This window comes from Micromonospora sp. NPDC002717, from assembly GCF_040295705.1.
GTDB lineage: Bacteria > Actinomycetota > Actinomycetes > Mycobacteriales > Micromonosporaceae > Micromonospora.
This window is the reverse complement of sequence record NZ_JBEOVW010000013.1, coordinates 177,852-195,461: the sequence shown is the minus strand read 5'-3', so window position 1 is coordinate 195,461 and position 17,610 is coordinate 177,852. Positions and strand designations below refer to the sequence as shown.

Genomic DNA, 17,610 nt, shown 5'->3' with positions numbered 1-17,610 from the left:
CTGAGTTCGGCGGGTCGCGTGCGAGACTAGGTAACCATGAGCGACCCACGGATCACCTCGTCGATCTTCACCCGCGGCGCGGTCGACCTCAGCGCGCTGCGCACCCCCGCACCGGCCCCCGCCCGCCCCACCGCCCCCGCCCAGCCCGGCCCCTCGGGAGGCCTGCCCGGCACCGCCGGCGGCGGCGTCAGCGTCATCGACGTCAGCGAGGCGACATTCCAGTCCGAGGTTCTCGAACGCTCGCTCACCACACCGGTGATCGTGGACTTCTGGGCCGAGTGGTGCGAGCCGTGCAAGCAACTCTCGCCGGTGCTGGAGCGGTTGGCCGCGGAGGGCGGCGGCGCCTGGGTGCTCGCCAAGATCGACGTGGACGCCAACCCGCGGATCGCCCAGATGTTCCGGGTGCAGGGCATCCCGATGGTCTACGCGGTGGTCGGCGGCCAGCCGATCGACGCCTTCTCGGGCGTGGTGCCCGAGGCACAGCTGCGGCAGTGGATCCAGGCGGTGCTCAAGGCCGGTGGCGTGACCGTCGCCGAGCCGGAGGACCCGCGCCTCGACGAGGCCGACGACGCCCTGATGAGCGGCGACCTGGACGCGGCCGAGCGGGCGTACAGGAAGATCCTGGCCGAGTCCCCGGCGGACGCAGCGGCGGAGGCGGGCCTCGCCCAGGTCGGGCTGGCCCGCCGGGTGGCGGGGGCCGACCCGGGCGCGGCGATCGCCGCCGCCCAGGCCAACCCCGACGACGTCGAGGCCCAGCTCCTGGCCGCCGACATCGAGGTGCTCAGCGGTCAGGCCGAGGCGGCGTACGCCCGCCTGGTGGGCCTGGTCCGTCGCACCGCCGGCGACGACCGCGAGAAGGTACGCCAGCACCTGGTCGGCCTCTTCGCGGTCGCCGGGCCGGAGGACCCGGCGGTCGCCTCGGCCCGCCGGGCGTTGGCCAGCGCCCTGTTCTGAGCACGTAGCACGCCAGCGCGGGCCGGCGTTCCGGCCGGCCCGCCCGACACCTGAGGACGGGAGCCCATGATGCGCCGGATCGCCGTCCTCGACGCGCCCAGCAACCTCGGCCTGCGCCCACCCACGCCCACCTCGGTGCCGGGCTGCGCCAAGGCCCCCGGTGCGCTGCGCGACCAGGGGCTGCTCGCCCGGCTGCGGGCCCGCGACGCCGGCTGCCTCACCCCGCCCCGCTACGACCCCGGCGACTGGCGACCCGGCGACGGGGTCTGCCACGCCCGGGAGATCGCCGACTACTCGGCGGCGCTCGCCGAGCGGATCGGCGCCATCATCGACCGCGGGGAGTTCCCGCTGGTCCTCGGGGGCGACTGCTCGATCCTGCTCGGCTCGGCGCTGGCCATGCACCGGCTCGGCGAGGCGGTCGGCGGCCGCATCGGGCTGGTCTTCGTCGACGGCCACTCGGACTTCCGGCACCCCGGCAACGCCTCCTACGTGGGCGCGGCGGCGGGGGAGGACCTCGCCCTCGTCACCGGGCGAGGGCAGGCCGACCTGGCCGCCATCGAGGGGCGCCGGCCGTACTTCCGGGACATCGACGTGGTGGTGCTCGGCATCCGCGCGCAGGACGAGTACCGCCTCGACCTCCAGGCCGCCGGGATCACCACCCGTCCGGTGCCGGCGCTGCGCGCCGAGGGCGCGGCGCGTACCGCCCAGTGGGCGCACGAGCAACTCGCCGACTGCGCCGGCTACTGGGTGCACATCGACGTGGACGTGCTGGACCCGGCTGTGATGCCGGCCGTGGACGCCCCCGACCCGGGCGGCATCGCCTTCGCCGAGCTGGAGATCCTGCTCGCCGGGCTGGTCGACACCCCGCACTGCCTCGGCGTCGAGCTGACCGTCTTCGACCCCGACTACGACCCGGACGGCGCGTACGCGGCCGAGATCGTCAACACCGTCGTGGCCGGGCTGCGCCCCGTCTCCGCCCCGGGCGCGTTGCCGCCCCGGCTGCTGCCGGACTCGTCGGCGGCTACCGCCCCCACGGTCCGCGCCTCGTCGGCCGGCAACTCCTCGGTCCGCGCCCTGTCGGTACCCTCGGCCCGGCGGGGCAACGGCCGTCCGGAGCCCCCGATCATGCCCTCGCCCGTTCCCGCTTCTGCCGCCGTCCCCGCCCCCGAGGACGACGATGACGACCGTCGCCCGGGCGGCGGCGTCGAGGCGCGCGCCGAGGGCGTTCCGCCAGCTCTTCTCGGGTCGGTCGGACCGGTCGGCCCGGTTGACGCGGTCGGGGTGGTTGCCCCGGTGGCCGACGGCACCGGTCCCGGCCTGGCCGCGCCGGAACCGGTCGGTCCGCCTGCCTCCGCCGGGCCTGGCCTCTTGCGCCGGGCGCCGCTCGCGGGCCTGGGCCCGGAGGATTCGCCGTCAGCGACCGACGACGGCACCTCGCCGTCCACCGCCGGCATCGCCTGACGGCTGTCGGGGTCTCCGGCAGAGCCGGTCCATCGGTTCGTCCGACTCGGGCCCCTGTGGTTCTCTCCGCGACTACTGTCGGCCGCGGCGTCGGCCCCCGGCCCCGCCCCCGGCGTCGGCTCCCGCCCCCGGCCCCTGGCGGCCTTGCCCAGCCGCTGCGCGGTGCTGGGCGCTGAGCTGCCCCGTCTGCGAGCCCGGTCTCGTCCGGCGCGGGCTGGCTCGGGAGTGCCGGTGGAACCCCATGGCTGTCACCGTCGACGTTTGACGTCCATGAGGTTCCACCCGTGACGCCTGCCGGAGCTGGTGGGTGTCGGTCCTGTGTCCGCGTCACCCGGTCCGGTCGGGTGCGATCCGTGGTAGGGCGGGGGCGTGGGGCGCGTCAGCGGGCCAGGGCGCGCAGGAAACGCTCGGCGGCGGGGACGGCGGTGGCGGTGCTGGCGCCGCCCTGCTCGACGAAGACCGCGAACGCGACGTCGCCTTGCCAGCCGACGAACCATGCGTGCGTGTGCGCCGGGTTGTTGTCGTACTCGGCGGTGCCGGTCTTGCCGTGCACCGGCGCACCCGGCACGTCCTTCAGCGCGGTGCCGGAGCCCGCCGTCACCACCTCGCGCATCATCGCCTTGACCGCCTCGACCGACTCCGGCTTGAGCTGCGGGCCGGGGGCGGCGGGCTGCGCCGGGGCCGGGTCGAGCACCAGTTTCGGCTGTTCGAAGCGCCCCCGGGCGACCGCCGCGGTGGCGGACGCCATGGCCAGCGGGCTGACGACCGTGGTGCCCTGTCCGATCGCGGCGGCGGCCTGCTCGGTCGCGCCGCCGTTCGCGGAGACCTTGCCCGTGAAGGCGTCGAGGCCCACGTCCCACTGCCCCTCAAGCCCGAGCGACCGGCCGGCGACGGCCAGCCCGTCGGGGCCGAGCTTCGGCGCCAGCGCGGTGAACGCCGTGTTGCAGGACTTGGCGAAGTCGGTGCGGAACGGCACTGCCCCCAGCTCGAAGTTGTCGGAGTTCTTGAACGGCCGGCCGTCCACCGTGAACGTCTTCGGGCAGGCCACCGTCGCGTCCGGCGTCACCGCGCCGAGGTCGAGCAGGCCGAGTGCGCTGACCATCTTGAACGTGGAGCCCGGCGGGACCTGGGCGGTGAAGGCCAGGTTCTCCCCGGCCGCGCCGGGACCGTTGGCGGCGGCGAGCACGGCACCGTCGCTGATCCGCACCGCCACCAGCGCCGCCCGGCGCTTCTCGGCGCGCAGGGCGGCGTCGGCCGCGTTCTGGGTGGCCACGTCGAGCGTGGTCTTCAGCGGCTGCCCCGGCTGCGGCTCGCGGCGGAACACCTCGGTGCCGGTGGGGACCAGCGTGCCGTCCGGGCCGGGCCGCTCGGTGATCACGGTCAGCCCGGGCGCGCCGCGCAGTCGTTCGTCGTAGCGGCCCTGGAGGCCGCCGTGGCCGACCAGGTCGCCGGCCGCGTACCGGTCGGGGTGCTTCGCCAGGTCGTCGGCCTGGGCAGGGTCGACCGAGCCGAGCACCGCCCGGGCGAACTCGCGGGTGGGCGCGAGGTCGAGCTTGTCGCTGCGGAACTTGGTGCCCGGCAGGTCGTAGATGCGGGTCTTGATCTGCCGGTACGCCTCCTCGCGCAGGGTGACCACCTCGACGAACGCGCCCGGGTCGGCGTCGGCGAGCCGCTTGGGCAGGCCGGAGAGGTCCACCGGCGGGGTGATCGCCGGCCGGATCGCCCGGAAGGCCGCGTCCAGCTTCCGGGTCAGGCCCGCCACGTCGGTGACCTCGCTCGGTTGCAGCCCCACCCGCACCACGGGCCGGGGCGCCACGATCGGCTGGCCGGCGGCGTCGAGCACCGCGGCCCGGGGGCCGGGGTCCCGGCGCAGCCCGAGCCGGTCGCCCCGGCTGAGCTGCTCCTGCACCAACTGCGGCTCCCAGATCACCCGCCACTCGTCGTCGCCGCCGCGGCTGAGCCGCACCTGCCGGTCGTACGCCCAGCGGGTCTGACCCGGGAGGCTCCACTCGACCGTGACCACCGCCGTCGCGACGTCCGCGGTGATCTTCGCGTCGCCCTGGCGGCTCAGCGCCGGCGGCGTGGCCGCCAGCTCGCCGGAGAGCTCCTTGATCTCGCGGGACACGTCGGCGGCCGGCACCTTCGCGCCCGTCGGGTCCACGAACCCGACGGCCTGGAGGTCCCCGGACCGCCAGCCGGCCAGGAACGCGTCGACGCTGTGCTCCGGCCCGTCGTTGTCCGAGCAGGCGGTGAGCGCGCCGGCCGCGAGCGCGGTCACGGCGAGCAGCGCGAGCGACGGGCGGAGCCGGTTGCGAGGGTGACGGCTGGGGTACGAGGGGTGCATGGAGCAGTCCTCCGATCTCGGAACTGCCGTCACGCTAGTACGGCCGCGCCGTCCGTATCGTCCCGAGGCGGCTGCGACGTGCGCAAAGACGGGCCTGCGACGGGGTGATGAACAACCGGTGGCGGGGTAACCCCCGACCGGCCAACCTCGTATCCGCAACGGGTGAAAGGACAAAGTCCGGAACCGGACGTCCGCACCGTGGTCCGCCGACGAAGGCGCGGAACGGCAGGCCTAGGCTGGGCGGCAGAGTGACCCACAACGCGGTGGGTCGAGGGGAGTGGCACCGATGGACCGGCGTCCGGCGATCAAACCGGGACCCGACCTCCGGCAGGCTGACACCAGCCGGGACGACAGCTTCGATTCGGCAACCGACGGGGACGGCTTCGGCCGGCCCGACACAGGGGTGACCGGGATGACCGGTACGAGTATCGACACGATCTACGACCTGGGCCTACCCGCTGACGCGCTGGCCGACGACGTGGAGGACAACGAGCTCGACGAGCCGGTACCCAACGCGGAGCGCCTGGTGGCCCAGGCCGTGGCGCTCGCCGGCGACGACCACGACGTGGCGACCCTGGTCAGCCGCTTCTGGCGGTTCGCGCCGGACGAGGAGCTGATCGGCTTCACCGCCGAGGAGATGCTCGAAGCGGCGCGCGCGCACCGGGACCTCGCCGAGCAGCGGGTGCCGGGCGAGTTGAAGCTCCGCATCCACGAGCCCGACGCCGACCAGCACCACACGGTCATCGAGATCGTGACCGACGACATGCCCTTCCTGGTCGACTCGGTGACGGCCCTGCTCAACGCGCGTCACCTGGACGTGCACCTGCTGGTGCACCCGCTGGTGGTGGTGCGGCGCGAGCCGCTGGGCCGGCTGGTCGAGGTCTCCGCCGACGTCGAGCCCGACGACGCGCTCGCCGGCGACCTGGTCGAGAGCTGGATGCACATCGAGATCGACCCGGTCCGGGACGCCGCCGAACGGGAGAAGCTGCGCCGCGAGCTCCAGCGCGTGCTGACCGACGTGCGGGAGGCGGTCGAGGACTGGCCGAAGATGCGCCAGCGGGCCCTCGCCCTCGCCGACGAGCTGGCCGCCGCGCGGACGTCGGACAACCGGCCGCCGGTGCCGGAGAAGGACATCACCGACTCGGTGGAGTTGCTCCGCTGGCTCGCCCACGACCACTTCACGTTCCTCGGCTACCGGGAGTACCGCCTGGCCGACACCGGTGACGGGGGACAGGCGTTGGAGGCCGTGCTCGGCACCGGGCTGGGCATCCTGCGCCAGGACTCCCCGGAGGCCCGGCCGCTGTCGTCGATGACGCCGGAGGCGCACGACAAGGTCACCGAGAAGCGCCTGCTGATCATCACCAAGGCGAACTCGCGGGCGACCGTGCACCGCTCCGCCTACCTCGACTACATCGGCTTCAAGATCTTCAACGAGGCCGGCGAGGTGGTCGGCGAGCGGCGCTTCCTGGGCCTGTTCTCCACCGCCGCGTACCGCACCAGCGTGCGTGAGCTGCCGGTGGTCCGCCGCAAGGTGGCCGAGGTGCTGGACCGCTCCGGCCTGAGCCAGCGCAGCCACTCCGGCAAGGACCTGCTGCAGATCCTGGAGACCTACCCGCGCGACGAGCTGTTCCAGATCAAGACCGACGACCTCTACCATGCGGTGATCGGCGTGCTGCGGATGGCCGGTCGCCGGCAGCTGCGGGTGTTCCTGCGCCGGGACGCGTACGGGCGGTTCATCTCCTGCCTGATCTACCTGCCCCGGGACCGGTTCACCACGCAGAACCGGCTGCGCATGCAGGACATCCTGCTCCGCGAGCTGCACGGCGTCGGGGTCGACTACACGACCCGGGTCACCGAGTCGATGCTCGCCCGGGTGCACTTCACCGTCCGGACCGACCCGACCAAGCCCCCGAGCGACATCGACGCCGACCTGCTCGCCGAGGAGTTGGCCGACGCCACCCGGCTGTGGGACGACGACTACCGGCTGGTGTTGGAGCGCAAGCTCGGCGACGAGCAGGCCAAGCACCTGTTCAGCCGGTACGCCGACGCCTTCCCGGAGGGCTACAAGGACGGCCACACGCCGTACGAGGCGATGAAGGACCTGGCCAAGCTGGAGCTGCTGGAGGAGCCCGGCCAGCTGGAGATGCACCTGTTCCGCAAGCAGGCCGCGCCGCGGGCCGGCGGGCGGGGCCCGGACGTCGACGAGGCGATGGACGTCCGCTTCAAGGTCTACCGGTACGGCGAGCCGATGATGCTCTCCGCCGTGCTGCCGGTGCTGCACTCCCTCGGCGTCCGGGTGGTCGACGAGCACCCGTACGAGGTGGACCGGATCGACGGCCGCGTCTACCTCTACGACTTCGGGCTGCGGCTGCCGGAGGGGCACCAGGAGCTGGCCGAGGTGCGCCCGCACGTGGAGAACGCCTTCGCGGCGGCGTGGCGGGGCGAGGCCGAGGTCGACGGCTTCAACGAGCTGGTGCTGCGTAGCGGCCTCACCTGGCGGCAGGTGGTGGTGCTGCGGGCGTACGCGAAGTACCTGCGCCAGACCGGCGCGGTCTTCTCGCAGGAGTACATGGAGTCGACCTTCATCGCGTACCCGAGGATCGTCACGCTGCTGGTGGAGCTCTTCGAGGTCCGGTTCGCGCCGGGCGCGATGGGTCACGAGGAGCGGGAGCGGCGCAGCGAGAAGCTGGTCGCGGAGATCCGGGGCGCGCTGGACGACGTCGTCAGCCTCGACCAGGACCGGATCCTGCGCGCCTACCTGACGCTGATCCAGGCCACCCTGCGCACCAGCTTCTACCAGAAGCGCGAGGACGGGCGGCCGAAGTCGTACGTGGCGTTCAAGCTGGACCCGCAGGCGATCCCCGACCTGCCGGCGCCCCGGCCGAAGTTCGAGGTCTTCGTGTACTCGCCGCGCTTCGAGGGCGTGCACCTGCGGTTCGGGCCGGTGGCCCGGGGCGGGCTGCGCTGGTCCGACCGCCGGGAGGACTTCCGCACCGAGGTGCTCGGCCTGGTCAAGGCGCAGATGGTGAAGAACGCCGTGATCGTGCCGGTCGGCGCGAAGGGCGGCTTCGTGCTCAAGCAGAAGCCGGGGGACCGCGACGAGGCGGTCGTCTGCTACAAGGAGTTCATCTCGGCGCTGCTGGACGTCGCGGACAACATCGTCAGCGGCGAGATCGTGCCGCCGGAGGACGTGGTCCGGCACGACGGCGACGACCCGTACATGGTGGTCGCGGCGGACAAGGGCACGGCGACGTTCTCGGACATCGCCAACGAGATCTCCACGGCGCACAACTTCTGGCTCGGCGACGCGTTCGCCTCCGGTGGTTCCGCCGGGTACGACCACAAGAAGATGGGCATCACCGCCCGGGGCGCCTGGGAGTCGGTGAAGCGGCACTTCCGCGAGATGGGCCACGACACCCAGACCCAGGACTTCACCGTCGTGGGCGTGGGCGACATGTCCGGCGACGTGTTCGGCAACGGGATGCTGTTGTCGGAGCACATCCGGCTGGTGGCCGCGTTCGACCACCGGCACATCTTCCTCGACCCGGACCCGGACGCCGCCACCTCGTACACGGAGCGGAGGCGGTTGTTCGAGCTGCCCCGCTCGTCGTGGGAGGACTACAACCGGGAGTTGATCTCGGCCGGCGGCGGCGTGTACCCGCGTACCGCCAAGTCGGTGCCGATCTCGCCGCAGGTCCGCGAGCGGCTCGGCCTGGACGCCGACGTGGAGCAGCTCTCGCCGCAGGAGCTGATGAAGGCGATCCTGACCGCGCCGGTCGACCTGTTCTGGAACGGCGGCATCGGCACGTACGTGAAGGCCTCCAGCCAGACCAACGCGGAGGTGGGCGACAAGTCCAACGACGCGATCCGGGTGGACGGCAAGAACCTGCGCTGCCGGGTGGCCGGCGAGGGCGGCAACCTGGGCTGGACCCAGCTCGGCCGGATCGAGTACGCCCAGACCGGCGGCCGGATCTACACGGACTTCATCGACAACGCGGCCGGGGTGGACTGCTCCGACCACGAGGTGAACATCAAGATCCTGCTGAACACGGCGGTCGCCGACGGCGCGCTGACCCTCCCCGAGCGGGACGAGCTGCTCGCCGACATGACCGACGAGGTCGCCGAGCTGGTGCTGCGGGACAACTACGACCAGGCCCGGGCGATCAACAACGCGCAGGCGCAGGCCGCCTCGCTGCTGCCGGTGCACCGGCGGATGATCACCGAGCTGGAGCGTTCCGGGGCGCTGGACCGGGCCCTGGAGGCGCTGCCGCCGGACGACGAGCTGGCGGTGCGGACCGAGTCCGGGCTGACCGCGCCGGAGTTCGCGGTGCTGCTGGCGTACGTCAAGATCGTCCTGGAGACGGAGATCCTTGCCGAGGGGCTCGCGGACGAGGAGTGGACGACCGACGTCCTGGTCAACTACTTCCCGACGCCGATGCGCGAGCGGTTCGCCGACCGGATGGGCCAGCACCGGCTGCGCCGGGACATCGTGACCACCGTCCTGGTCAACGAGGCGATCAACCGGGGCGGCATCACGTTCGTCTTCCGGGTGGTCGAGGAGACGGCCGCCTCGGCGGCGGACGTGATCCGCGCGTACGTGGTGGTCCGCGAGGTCTTCGGGCTGCGCGAGCTGTGGGACGCCGTGGAGGCCCTGGACAACAAGGTCGACCCGGAGCTGCAGACGAGCGTCTACCTGGACAGCCGGCGGCTGCTGGACCGGGCGGTGCGGTGGCTGGTCACCAACCGCCGCTCGCCGATCGACGTGCCGGCGGAGATCGCCCGGTTGCGCGACGGCGTGGCCCGGCTCCTGCCCGACCTGGAGGAGCGCTTCTACGGCAGCGAGCGGGAGTCGCTGGCGGCCCACATCGACTCGCTGACCGAGCGAGGGCTGCCGCGCGACCTGGCCGAGCAGACGACCCGGCTGATGTACAGCTTCGGCCTGCTCGACGTGGTGGAGACGGCGGCGAGCAGCGGGCGCGACGTCGGCGAGGTGGCCCCGGTCTACTTCGTGCTCTCCGACCGCTTCCGGGTCGACTCGCTGCTGTCGAAGATCTCCCTGCTGCCGCGGGAGGACCGCTGGCAGACGCTGGCCCGGATGGCGCTGCGCTACGACCTGTACGCCGCGCTGGCCGCGCTGACCGCCGAGGTGCTCGACTCCACCTCCGGTACCCTGCCGCCGCAGGAGCGGGTGCAGGAATGGGAGCAGTCGAACGCCACGTCGATCCACCGGGCCGAGCGGGCGATGGGGGAGTTCGACGAGTCCCGGGCGGACCTCGCCGCCCTGTCGGTGCTGCTGCGCCAGATCCGCACCCTGGTGCGGACCTCCGCCGCCGCCTGACGCCGGACACGCCGCGTGGTCCGGCCGGTCGGTTCCCCGACCGGCCGGACCGCGTCGTCGTCTTCCCGGATCAGGCGGTCATGGAGGCGAAGACGACCACGTTGTCCGGGTAGCTGCCGGCCGCCTCGTCGAAGATGCCGCCGCAGGTGACCACCCGCAGGCCGGGCCGGTCGCTGGGGCCGTAGACCTGCTCCGTCGGGAACTCGGTCTTCGGGTACGCCTTCACCGACTCGACCGTGAACGTGACCCGCTGCCCGTCCTCGCGGGTGACGGTGATCTTGTCACCGGGTTGCAGGGCGCCGAGGGAGAAGAAGACCGCCGGCCCGATCGCCGCCGAGTCGACGTGCCCGACGATGACCGCGTTGCCGACCTCCCCCGGGCTGGGCCCTGGCTCGTACCAGCCGGCGCGCTGCGCCTGCTCCAGCGGGGGCACCTGGACGGTGCCGTCCGGGTTGGTGCCGAGCGACATGATCGAGGCGTCGACCCCGATCCGGGGGATGCTGATCGTGGTGGGGGTGGAACGGGCCAGCCCCGTGGCGGCCCCGCCGGCGACGTCCGGGTCCGCGCCGTCGAGCCCCGACACCGCCGCCCCGGAGGTGTCCGGTCCGGCCTGCGCCAGGGGCTGCGGCGGGCGGAGGGCGGGGGCGGTCATGACCGACGCGCCGATCATGCCGGCGCCCACCACGGCGAGCAGGACGACGGTGGCCGCGCCGGCGGCGCGCCACGGTTTCCCGTGACGGCCGCCGGCCCATCTCGCCGTCATGTCAGACCAGCGACTCATCGGTCTGACGCCGACGCATCAGCACCAGGCCGCCCAGGGCGGCCGCGCCGAGCAGGCTGGCCCCACCGGCGGCCAGGCCCCGGTCGGTACCGGCGCCGGCACCGCCGTCGCCGCCGTCGACCCCGCCGCGCGGCAGGACGACGAGCTCACCCTCGCCGCACGAGCCCTTGAGCTCGTAGCGGCCCGGCTTGGCGTCCTCGGAGACCTCGGCCTCGCCGTAGTAGACGTAGTCACGCTTGTGCTCCCAGCGGCCCTTGTCCTTGTCGTCCTTCCAGGACTCCTCGTCGGACCAGTCCTTCTTCTCGTGGTCCTTCTTCCGGTCGCCCTCGTCCGAGCCGTACCCCTCGTGGTCCTTGCGGTCCTCCTCGCGGCCGCTGTCGCCACGGTCCGAGCCCCAGCTGTCCGAGCCGTACTTGTCGTGGTCCTTGCGGTCCTCGCGGCCGCTGTCGCCCCGCTCGTCCGAGCCGTACTTGTCCTCGTCCTTACGGTCCTCGCCCTTGCGGTCCTCGCCCTCGCGGCCACCCTCGGCGTCCTGGCCGTGCTCGTAGCCCTTCCAGTCGCCCTCGTCGGCGGCGCCGCCGCCCTGGCCGTAGGTGGTCGTCGGCTGCGGCTTGGCGGTCTCGTCCTTGCCTTCGTGGTCCTTGTCCTTGTCCTTGTCGTGCTCCTTGCCCTTGTCCTTGTCGTGCTCCTTGCCCTTGTCGTGCTCCTTGCCTTCGTGGTCCTTGTCCTTGTCGTGCTCCTTGCCCTTGTCGTGCTCCTTGCCCTTGTCGTGGTCGCCGGAGCCCCGCTCCCCGCGCCAGTCGTCGCGGTCCTCGGCCGACTTGAGGTTGACCTTGCCCGTGACCTTGGACCACACGTAGGCGTGCTCCTGGCGCTCCGAGCAGACCTCGAGCAGCTTGACCGTTTCGCCCGCCTTGACGACGTGGGGCTTGGCGTAGACCTTGCCCTCGTCGTGGTGGCCGTCCGCGAACGCGATACCCGGCGTGAACACGAGCAGGGAGGCACCACCGAGGGCAGCGCCCGCAACGACCTTCCCGAGCATCTTGTTTGCCATGACCTGCGTCACTCCATCCCTGTTGTCCTGGGCTCGGTGGCAACCGAGCTACGAACGACGTTAGACCGTTTCATGAGCTATGCAGGGAAAGATTCGTGTTTTGACCTATGTCGGGCATCCGGGCGACAGGCGTGGTATGCCCAGTTTTGGGCGCTATACGGCTTTCCTGCCCCGGTGGCACTGCCACGGCTGACTCGCGCCGGTCGGGGCCCTCGGTGGGTGTCGTCCTGTTCCGACGATCCCGCCGTCGACGACGTCCCCGGCCGGCCACCCCGCCCCGCCCGGGCAGCGGGTGGACAACCCACCTGAACGCCCAGGGGTACGTGAAACCCGGAGCGGAAGGCCAAGGCGGAGTCGGTGCCGGGCGGCACCCGGGTGCCGAACAACCCGACCGCCGGGTGGCTCGACCGGATCGCCGCCATCATCGGGACCCGGACGGCAGCGCGAACGCCGCGATCCAGGGGCGACCCGGAGCGACGTCTACAACCACATCGACGCCGCCCACCACGGCTGGATCGGCTGGGACGGCAACTTCGGCCCGACCGACGACATGCTGAAGAGCGCCGCGGTCGTCTGTGGCAGCACCGTGGACAACGTGCACGGCTTCGTCGTCAACGCGGCCAACTGCTGGGCGCCTCCCGCAACGGCTGGGGCGGCGCCTCCCGCAACGCTGGGGCGGCGCCTCCCGCAAGCGGCTGGGTCGGCTCCTCCCGGCCCATCGGCCCGGGCACGACGACCAGTGTGGACACCTACGTCAACGGCGGCCGGATGGACCGGCGGATCCACGCCGGCAACTGGTGCCACCAGTCCGGGGCCGGCCTGGGTGAGCGCCCGAAGGTCGAGCCGGAGCCGGGCATCGACGCGTACGCCCGGGTGAGGGCCCGGGTGAGTCGGACGGCTCCAGCGAGGAGATCCCGGACAACGAGGGCAAGGGCCTCGACCGGATGTGCGACCCCGGCAAGGCCCGCAACGGCGACAACCCCAGCGGGGCCCGACACGGACGTCCACCCGCCGCTGGCAGTAGGTGGGGCGCTCCGACGGCGGGTTCCTCCGGGCCCCGGCCCGACCGCTCGACGGCGGGGCCGGGGCCTGTCACGTACGGCGGTCAGGGGACCGTTTTCTCGATCGCCGCCCGGCCCAGCTCGGCCAGGTCCCGGCGGGCCCGCTCGATGTTCTCCGGCGTCAGGTCCTGGCCCCGGGCCGCCACCAGGTCCTCCGGCTCCCAGGGCTGCTCCGCGCCGGTGCGGATGTTGTCCGGCGCCGCCCCCGTGCCGGTGCCGGTGGCCCCGGTGCCGGCGGCGTACGGGTCACCGATCAGCTGGTCGGTCGGCGCGCCGCTCCGCGGCTGGTCACCGGGCTCCGCGAACGACGGAGTGTCCCGGTCGGCGCCGCCGCCGGTCATCAGCTGGGGGATGCCGGTGTCGTCCTCGACCGCCGCGGCCACCTCGGGGCTCTCCTCCAGCGGTCGGTCACGGTCACGATCCGTCATGTCGCTGCCCTCCTGCCGCCAGGTGGTTTCCTGATCCTCCTGGCGTACCCCGCGTGGCGGCGGCCATGCCCGGATGCGGGCTCGATGGCGGCGGCGCCGTCGGAGACGCCGACGAGGGTGACGATCGTCCCCTTACGGCGTGAACGGGCCACCGGCCACCCGCCGGAGGTCGAACGGCCGGGCCCGGCCGTCGCGCCGGGTACGCCGCCGTCGCGGGCCCGCGACGGCGGCGAGCGCACCGCCGGGCGCCCCCGGGCCGGTCCGACCGGGGCGCCCGTGGGAGCGGTCAGCGTCCGAGCACGCGGTCGAGGAAGTCGCGGTAGTGGCGGACCGCCATCCGCAACTGCTCGGTGTCGGCCGAGCCGGCGTCCTGCCAGCCGCCCAGCTTGTTCTTCTGTGCGGACAGCGCCGAGGCGAGCGCCTGGATCGCCTCGTCGACCAGCGACTGCGCCTCCCCGGCCGCCGCGCGGGGGTCGTCCACGAACCGCAGCTGGACGTCCCGCCAGCGGTTCCGGAAACCCTGCGCCGCCGCGGGGTCGAAGAGCGTGGCCGGCTCGGCGGCGACGGTCGACCCCGCCGGCCGGGACGTCCCGGCCGATTCCAGCGAGCCGGCGGCGGCATCCGTGCGCCCGGCCGACGCGTGTTCGGCGTCGGGGTCGACCATGGCAGGGGTGGCGCTGCCGTACCCGGGCCCGCCGGCCGCGGCGGTCTCCGGGTCGCCCGTCCAGCCGGTCAGGTCGGTCCGGCGCTCGGGGCCACCGTCGGTGGCGTCCGGCGGCAGCACGCTCGTGCCGCCCCGTGACCCGCCGCGTTCGTCGGGTCGGCCCTCGCCACGCTCACCGGCACCGCGGAACTCGGCGGTCGGGTCGGCCCGGCGCCCCTCCCGCGCGCCGTCCACGGCCCCGTCGCCCGGACGCGCGGTCGACTCCGTACGCGGGTCGACCTCGTCCTCCGGGCGGGGGCTGGCCAGGGCGGACGCGGCCACCGCGTCGCCGACGGTGGTGGCGCCGAAGGCCGTCGGCAGCGGACCCGGCTCGTGGAACTCCGGCCGCCCGCCGTCGGCGTCCCGGCCGCCGGAGCGCGCCGCGCCGGCGGCCCGGTCGCGGGACCGTGCCGCGTCGGCGGCCCGGTCGCCGGACCGCTCGTCGTCGGCAGTCCCGCGGCGTGGGGCGCGCTCGCCGGCGACCGCCGGGTCGTCGAACGTGCCCCGGTCGTCGAGGGCGTCCTCGGGCACCTCGGCGCGGCCGGCCTGGTCGCCTCGTGGCGGCACCGGCACCGGCACCGGCGTGGAGCGGACGGCCTCGGGGTGCTCGTTGCCCACCCGCTGCTCTTCCTGTCGCATCGCGGTCTCCTCAGCGGCTCGTGACGTCGTGCTGGCTGTCCGGACTGCGCTGCTCGGGCGGCCGGTGCCCGACCGGCTCCTCGCCGAGCAGGTCGGCGAAGAGGGCCCGGTAGTGGACCACGGCCTGGCGGAGCTCCTCGGTGCTGGCCTCGCCGCGCGAGTTGCGCAGGTGGATCTCGTGGGCGTCGCGGTAGTGGCCCAGCGTGCGGGCGTGTTCCACCGAGAGGTGGGCGATCTGGTCGGAGAAGTCGCCGGTCGGGTAGCCCCGTTCGGCGATGAGCCGGGTGACCAGTTCGTCCGCGTCGCCCACGGTCTCGGCGGGGGAGTCCACGAAGCGGACCTGGATCTCCTCCCAGGCGGCGGCGTACCGGGCGCGGGACTCGGGGGCGAGGGGGGTGAGCGTGAGTTCGGCGTGGCGGCGCTCCCGCTCGCGCAGCTCCCGCTCGGCGGCGGTTCGGCTGTCCCGTTCGGCGACGGCGCGGTCGTACTCGGGACCGAACCGCGACCGCAACGCCCGACGGCGGGCGTACGACCGGGCGGCCACGGCCAGCGCCGCGATCACCAGCACGACGAGAACTATGACGATTACCTGCGTGGGCGACATGGCTCCTCCTTCGGCCAGTGGTATTCCCTCCGCTCCGTGATCGCCAATCCCGTTCCTCGGCACTTTCCTGACGAACCCGACCTGGCGGCATTCCCCGTACCGACATGACGAGTCGCACAGAGTGATCGCGGCGCGGAAACTTGACTCATTCCAGAAAAGGCGCTTGGGTGGGGTGATGCCGGTCGAGACCGACGTCGAACGCCTCCGGGCCGCCGGGTTGCGGGTCACGCAGCCCCGGCTCGCGGTGCTCGCGGCGGTACGCGACCGGCCGCACCTGGATGCCGACACGATCACCCGGCTCGCCCGGGTCCGCCTCGGGCGGATCTCGGTCCAGGCCGTCTACGACGCCCTGCACGCGCTCACCGCGGCGGGACTGCTGCGCCGGTTCGCCCCGGCCGGCGGGCCGGCCCGCTACGAGCTGGCCGGGGACGACCACGACCACCTGGTCTGCCGGGAGTGCGGGGCGATCGTCGACACCCGCCGCAACCGGGCCCCCGGGCCCTGCCTCGACCCCGGGGGCGCCACCTTCGCCGTGGAGTCCACCGAGGTCACCTACTGGGGCCGGTGCCCCACGTGCCAGCAGCAGCACCACCGGTGACGTCAGCCGTCACACCGACCAGGAGGAGCGTCATGAGCGACCCGCAGGCCAGCAAGCCGATCCTCACCACCCGTCAGGGTCACCCCGTGCACAACAACCAGCAGCAGCGGACGGTCGGTTCGCGTGGCCCGGCGACGCTGGAGAACTACCACTTCCTCGAGAAGATCAGCCACTTCGACCGGGAGCGCATCCCGGAGCGGGTGGTGCACGCGCGCGGCTTCGTCGCGCACGGCGAGTTCGAGGCGTACGGGACGATCGGCGACCAGCCGGCGTCGACGTACACCCGGGCCAAGCTGTTCCAGACCAAGGGCAAGAAGACCCCGGTCACCATCCGCTTCTCCACCGTCATCGGCGGCCGGGACTCCTCCGAGGCGGCCCGCGACCCGCGCGGCTTCGCCGTGAAGTTCCGCACCGACGACGGCAACTGGGATCTGGTGGGCAACAACCTCCAGGTCTTCTTCATCCGCGACGCGATCAAGTTCCCCGACGTGATCCACTCGCTGAAGCCGGACCCGGTGACCTTCCGCCAGGAGCCCAACCGGATCTTCGACTTCATGTCGAACACGCCCGAGTCGATGCACATGCTGACCTGGCTCTTCTCCCCGTACGGCATCCCGAAGAACTACCGGACCATGCGCGGGTCCGGGGTGAACACCTACCGGCTGGTCAACGCCGCGGGCGAGGGCGTGCTGGTCAAGTTCCACTGGCTGTCGCAGCAGGGCGAGCACAACCTCACCCAGGCCGAGGCGGACGCCATCCAGGCCACCGACCTGGGTCACGCGTCCAAGGACCTCTACGAGGCGATCGAGCGCGGCGAGTACCCGAAGTGGGAACTCAACGTCCAGGTCATGAGCGACGACGAGCACCCGGAGCTGGACTTCGACCCGCTCGACGACACCAAGATCTGGCCGGAGGAGGACTTCCCCTACCTGCCGGTCGGCATGATGATGCTCAACCGCAACATCACCGACCACCACAACGAGAACGAGCAGATCGCCTTCGGCACCGGCGTGCTGGTCGACGGGATCGACTTCTCCGACGACAAGATGCTGGTCGGCCGCACGTTCTCCTACTCGGACACCCAGCGGTACCGGGTCGGCCCGAACTACCTCCAGCTGCCGGTCAACCGGCCGCGCGAGGACGTGGTCGTCAGCACCAACCAGGGCGGCGGCCAGATGTCGTACGGGGTGGACAACCGGGGCGGCAACCCGCACATCAACTTCGAGCCGTCCTCGGTCGCCGGGCTCCGGGAGGCCGACGAGTCCTACCGGGAGTACCGCCCGTTCGTCTCCGGTCAGGTCATGAAGGCCCCGATCGAGCGGCAGAACAACTACTCCCAGGCAGGCCGCCGCTACCGCGAGATGGCCGACTGGGAGCGCGACGACCTGATCCTCAACCTGACCACCCTGCTGGCGCAGTGCGACAAGCACATCCAGGAGAAGATGGTCTGGCACTTCAGCCAGTGCGACGAGGAGTACGGCCGCCGGGTCGCCGAGGGTCTCGGCATCTCCGTCAGCGCCTGATCCGCACCACCCACCGAACGCCCCGCCGGCCCCCGGCGGGGCGTTCGTCCGCTGTGGACGTCCGTCCGGTAGGCCCGACGCGACGGACGGTAGTGCATCGGGCGGGATTTACGTATCCTGCC

11 protein-coding genes and 1 pseudogene are annotated in these 17,610 nt (G+C 72.9%); 6 read left to right on the top strand and 6 right to left on the bottom strand.

The genetic code is table 11. The features are described from left to right. Positions 1-36 precede the first annotated feature (36 nt). Both ABT006_RS20905 and ABT006_RS20900 read left to right on the top strand, forming a co-directional pair. Positions 37-954 carry a tetratricopeptide repeat protein gene (locus ABT006_RS20905; protein WP_350708681.1) on the top strand — a complete coding sequence of 306 codons (918 nt, stop codon included), beginning with the start codon at positions 37-39 and terminating at the stop codon, positions 952-954. A gap of 66 nt (positions 955-1,020) precedes the next feature. Beyond that, positions 1,021-2,415 (top strand): arginase family protein, encoded by a 1,395-nt coding sequence (locus ABT006_RS20900; RefSeq protein ID WP_350708679.1) that lies wholly within the window; start codon positions 1,021-1,023, stop codon positions 2,413-2,415. Positions 2,416-2,794: 379 nt separating this feature from the next. Here the strand turns inward: ABT006_RS20900 and ABT006_RS20895 are convergent, their stop codons facing one another. Next, entirely contained in the window at positions 2,795-4,759 is a 1,965-nt protein-coding gene (locus ABT006_RS20895) for a penicillin-binding transpeptidase domain-containing protein (protein WP_350708677.1), read from the bottom strand. A gap of 286 nt (positions 4,760-5,045) precedes the next feature. On the opposite strand from ABT006_RS20895, the gene ABT006_RS20890 reads away from it, so the two are divergent. Beyond that, a complete protein-coding gene (locus ABT006_RS20890; RefSeq protein ID WP_350708675.1) occupies positions 5,046-10,097 on the top strand; it encodes an NAD-glutamate dehydrogenase in 5,052 nt (1,683 codons plus the stop codon). Positions 10,098-10,167: 70 nt separating this feature from the next. Here the strand turns inward: ABT006_RS20890 and ABT006_RS20885 are convergent, their stop codons facing one another. Both ABT006_RS20885 and ABT006_RS20880 read right to left on the bottom strand, forming a co-directional pair. Continuing rightward, positions 10,168-10,860, bottom strand: a complete 693-nt coding sequence (locus ABT006_RS20885) for a class F sortase (protein ID WP_350708673.1) — start codon at positions 10,858-10,860, stop codon at positions 10,168-10,170. A 1-nt stretch (position 10,861) separates the two neighbouring features. Continuing rightward, positions 10,862-11,932 (bottom strand): hypothetical protein, encoded by a 1,071-nt coding sequence (locus tag ABT006_RS20880; RefSeq protein ID WP_350708671.1) that lies wholly within the window; start codon positions 11,930-11,932, stop codon positions 10,862-10,864. Positions 11,933-12,173: 241 nt separating this feature from the next. Here ABT006_RS20880 and ABT006_RS20875 point away from each other — a divergent pair. Next, positions 12,174-12,939: pseudogene (locus ABT006_RS20875) on the top strand (glycoside hydrolase family 6 protein); the annotation flags it as partial. A 98-nt stretch (positions 12,940-13,037) separates the two neighbouring features. Here the strand turns inward: ABT006_RS20875 and ABT006_RS20870 are convergent. The 3 genes from ABT006_RS20870 to ABT006_RS20860 all read right to left on the bottom strand — a co-directional run bounded on the left by ABT006_RS20870 (position 13,038) and on the right by ABT006_RS20860 (position 15,367). Next, entirely contained in the window at positions 13,038-13,421 is a 384-nt protein-coding gene (locus ABT006_RS20870; protein ID WP_350708669.1) for a hypothetical protein, read from the bottom strand. 286 nt (positions 13,422-13,707) lie between these two features. Then, positions 13,708-14,763: a hypothetical protein gene (locus ABT006_RS35140; protein WP_502891010.1), complete on the bottom strand. Its 1,056-nt coding sequence runs from the start codon at positions 14,761-14,763 to the stop codon at positions 13,708-13,710. A gap of 10 nt (positions 14,764-14,773) precedes the next feature. After that, positions 14,774-15,367, bottom strand: coding sequence for a hypothetical protein (locus ABT006_RS20860; protein WP_350708667.1), 594 nt, complete (start codon positions 15,365-15,367; stop codon positions 14,774-14,776). A gap of 175 nt (positions 15,368-15,542) precedes the next feature. On the opposite strand from ABT006_RS20860, the gene ABT006_RS20855 reads away from it, so the two are divergent. Both ABT006_RS20855 and ABT006_RS20850 read left to right on the top strand, forming a co-directional pair. After that, complete coding sequence (locus ABT006_RS20855) at positions 15,543-15,965, top strand: Fur family transcriptional regulator (protein ID WP_350708665.1); 423 nt, start codon at positions 15,543-15,545, stop codon at positions 15,963-15,965. Between the two features lie 32 nt (positions 15,966-15,997). Continuing rightward, positions 15,998-17,488, top strand: coding sequence for a catalase (locus ABT006_RS20850; RefSeq protein ID WP_350708663.1), 1,491 nt, complete (start codon positions 15,998-16,000; stop codon positions 17,486-17,488). Positions 17,489-17,610: the final 122 nt, after the last annotated feature.